Origin of the sequence: Stenotrophomonas sp. HMSC10F06 (assembly GCF_001807865.1) — a bacterium.
Classification (GTDB): domain Bacteria; phylum Pseudomonadota; class Gammaproteobacteria; order Xanthomonadales; family Xanthomonadaceae; genus Stenotrophomonas; species Stenotrophomonas bentonitica_A.
The window spans coordinates 1-3,271 of sequence record NZ_KV791301.1 but is presented as its reverse complement, the minus strand read 5'-3'; the positions used below and the strand labels follow the sequence as shown (position 1 = coordinate 3,271).

Below are 3,271 nucleotides of genomic sequence, written 5' to 3'. Positions count from 1 at the left end.
TTCGCGCAAAAAATCCCGCTCCTTGGTGATCCTGGCCAACTCGCGCTTGAGCCGGGCAACCTCCTCGTCACGCGGGCTCCCGGTACCCGCAAAGGCGGCTTTCCCCACCGTCTCCGCCTCCCGCTTCCAGCGGGTCAGCAGACTGTCGCGGATGCCCAGCTCACGGGCCACCTGGGCGCAGCTGACACCGGGCCGACTGGCTTGCTCCACCGCGCCACGCTTGAACTCGGCACTGAACTTGCGACGCTTTGACATGAACACTCCTCATGGCCTCAATCGGCCTTCTTGTAAGTGTCCGTGAAAACGGGGGTGAACCCGGGTAAGTCGATGATACGTAATGATTAGAGCCCATGGGTTCCTCTCGCCGCCCGGCTGAAAAAGGAGTATCAGTGCGGAGTTGGGAGCCGCCCTACCAGCCAGGTCGAGGCCACTTTGCTCCTCAATTGCTTGCCTCAAATGACTTGTTAGTAATATAACTAACAAGCCTACATCTAGCTCCAACTCACGACTATGGAGCGCCATACCAATGATGACTCTGCCTGCGATAGCTCTACCTGTCCGGGACGGCTTGCCATCCCTACACCTACCTGTTCTAGCCTCGACTGCAGCCTGCGGCTTTCCTAGCCCTGCCGAAGACTTCTTCCGGGAAGAGGACCGCTTGGATCTCAATGCCAAGCTGGTGCCTAACCCACCAGCTACGTTCCTTGTGCAGGCCGACTGCGGCGGGTCGATGGCCGATTTCGGTATCCACGACGGCGATCTCTTGGTTGTCGATCGCTCGATCAGTCCACGACCTGGGCACACAGTCGTGGCTCTGTGGGAAGGTGGCTTCGTCTGCAAGAAGCTCTACATGCGTAACAACTGCATGGTCTTGGCCAGCGGTAGCGGATATCCATCCATCGTCGTGCCAGAGGATGTCGAGCTGGAAATCTGGGGTGTGGTCCGCTGGTCCATCACCCAGCACCTCTGATCTCAGCTCCTGATACATGAGCCTCGTACCGTGCCCGCATGCGCTACGGACTTATCGACGGCAACACCTTCTATGTCTCATGCGAGCGGGTCTTCGACCCCAAGCTGCGAGGCAAACCCACTGTTGTGCTTGGCAATGGCGATGGATGCTGTATCGCCCTGTCGCCAGAGGCGAAGGCCTTGGGATTGAAAATGGGTATGCCCATCTTCCAGGTCCCCAAGGACATCAGAAAGCAGGTCCTCGTCAGGTCAGCCAACTTCGCGCTGTACGGGGATCTTTCAGCCAGGATTGTGACGATTCTTCAGGATCTCTTCCCCAGGGTGGAGATCTATTCGATCGATGAAAATTTCGTCGACCTGGAAGGCCTCAAAGACCCTCTTGCGGCCTGCCTGGAAGCACGCCAACGCATCCTGCAATGGGTGGGCATTCCCTGCTGCGCTGGCCTGGGTGCCACACGCACCCTGGCCAAGGCAGGCAACAAGCTCGCCAAGGACCAGTCCAAGCGTGCCGTCCATGCGGGCTCCTTGGCCGTCTTTCATGCCACCACACAGAACGTCAACGCTCTGGCCGTCGAGGATGTGTGGGGAGTGGGCAGGCGCTACGCCGAACGCCTGGCAGGCGAAGGGGTAAGAACTGCTGCAGATTTGGCCGCACTCCCCACCGACCATGTTCGTGCGCACTATGGGGTAGTTCTGGCCCGCACCCAAATGGAGCTGCGGGGAAATCCCTGCAGCGATCTGGAACTAGAAGAACCCGAACGCCAGCAGCTGGTGGTCAGCCGTACTTTTGGTCGTGACGTGACCGACCCGATGGAGGCCCTGGCCACGTTCTGCAGCGTGGCCTGCGAGAAGTTACGCAAGCGAGGCCAAGCGGCAGGTGCACTGTGGGTCTGGCTGGACGGCAACCCCTTCAAGGGCGATTCGTTCCATGCCAGCAGAGCCGCACCTTTCCCCTTTCCTACGCAGGACACAGGGGAAGTCCTACGGACAGTGCGACGCCTGGCCAAGTCGATCATGGATCAGGCAGACCGTGGCCAAGGCATCCAGGCCTATAAACGTGGAGGTGTGGGTCTGGCCAACTTGGTCCAGGCTGAAGCCCGTCAGGCGGACCTCTTCGTTGGCCCTAACGAGAAAGCCGAACGCACCATGGCCGTGCTGGACCAGATCAACGCGAAGTTCGGCAGAGGCACTGTGGGAGTAGGCAGCGTGGGCTGGCGGGTTGGTGGAGCCAGACCTGGCGAGCACTCCAACGCGTCCATCAAAGCCCAATGGCGACCCATATTGCATTCGTTGTCGCCCAGCTATACAACGAAGTGGGGCGACCTTCTGCAGGTGCGCTGACAAGGATCGGCGAAATAGCGATCATCAAACACTAGACACAACCAAAAGGATGGTGGTTGAAAATGGAAAACAGCAACATCGAATCAGGGAAGTACAAGCCGCGCTTTGACTTCGAAAAAGATCAAAAAACAGATCCGCCTGAGACTGGAAGTATCAGCGAGCTTTTGGAAGAGCTCAACTACGAGATAGCGCATGCGTCAGATGGCAGCAAAGCCAAACACTCTAATACCTCGGGGAAAACAATAACCCGCAAGGAGCTTAAAGGAGTCATTGACTTCATAAACTCCACATTGGGACAAGAGATTCCTACTGGGAACTGTACACTTCCACTCTCCACCCTAAAAACAATCAAGCTCCTCTACAGCAAGAACGACTCCAGCGACACCCAGCTGCTTCAAAGAATCTCGAAACCAGGCACCATTAAGGCCACCTTCGAGCACTGGACAGAACGCAACTCTCCAAGAAACGAAAAAACCATCAAAGCAGCATCGCATCTCATGTCCACACTTGAGCTTGAGATAGACGAGGAAAGACGTAAGCACATACACGCCAACAGGCTCACGCCTTCGAAACTTCTTGAATACTACGCCAGGCAAATAAAGGAACTTATTGACCCCATCTACATAGCTTTCGCCGGCGATGATGAAGCCATAGAAAGCGCTTTTATGTTTGGTGCACACCAAATAGAAAGCTATCAACCATCACCTATCTCGTCCATCAAAGAATCCGCTCCCGCTCACGAAAGGCTGTACATCTATTTGCTAACACTCCCATTCCTGCCCTTCGTTGGCGAGTATCAGCAGGTTGTCGAATCAGAAAACGACGAGTTGAGAAAATACAATATAGAGCCACTCTTCGCTCACTCCATCTCCTCACCGACGGAGTGCAATGCCCTATTGCGACCTGTCACATCACTCGCAGCTATTCACGCGGTAATCCCCCCGCTTTTAACCGTCAGCAA

General features: G+C 56.1%; 4 protein-coding genes. 3 read left to right on the top strand and 1 reads right to left on the bottom strand.

The window, feature by feature from the left end; translation table 11 throughout:
- The coding region (locus HMPREF3113_RS15005) for a transposase (RefSeq protein WP_070473712.1) at nt 1-255 on the bottom strand (255 nt) is incomplete at its 3' end.
- A 271-nt stretch (nt 256-526) separates the two neighbouring features.
- Between HMPREF3113_RS15005 and umuD the strand changes: the two genes are divergently transcribed.
- The 3 genes from umuD to HMPREF3113_RS18670 all read left to right on the top strand — a co-directional run.
- A complete protein-coding gene (gene umuD / locus HMPREF3113_RS15000; RefSeq protein ID WP_070473710.1) occupies nt 527-970 on the top strand; it encodes a LexA family protein in 444 nt (147 codons plus the stop codon).
- Between the two features lie 38 nt (nt 971-1,008).
- The gene (locus HMPREF3113_RS14995; protein WP_070473708.1) at nt 1,009-2,310 is read left to right on the top strand and encodes a Y-family DNA polymerase; all 1,302 of its coding nucleotides are present in this window, start codon (nt 1,009-1,011) and stop codon (nt 2,308-2,310) included.
- A gap of 62 nt (nt 2,311-2,372) precedes the next feature.
- On the top strand, nt 2,373-3,271 hold an 899-nt coding region (locus HMPREF3113_RS18670; protein WP_139146384.1), incomplete at its 3' end, for a hypothetical protein.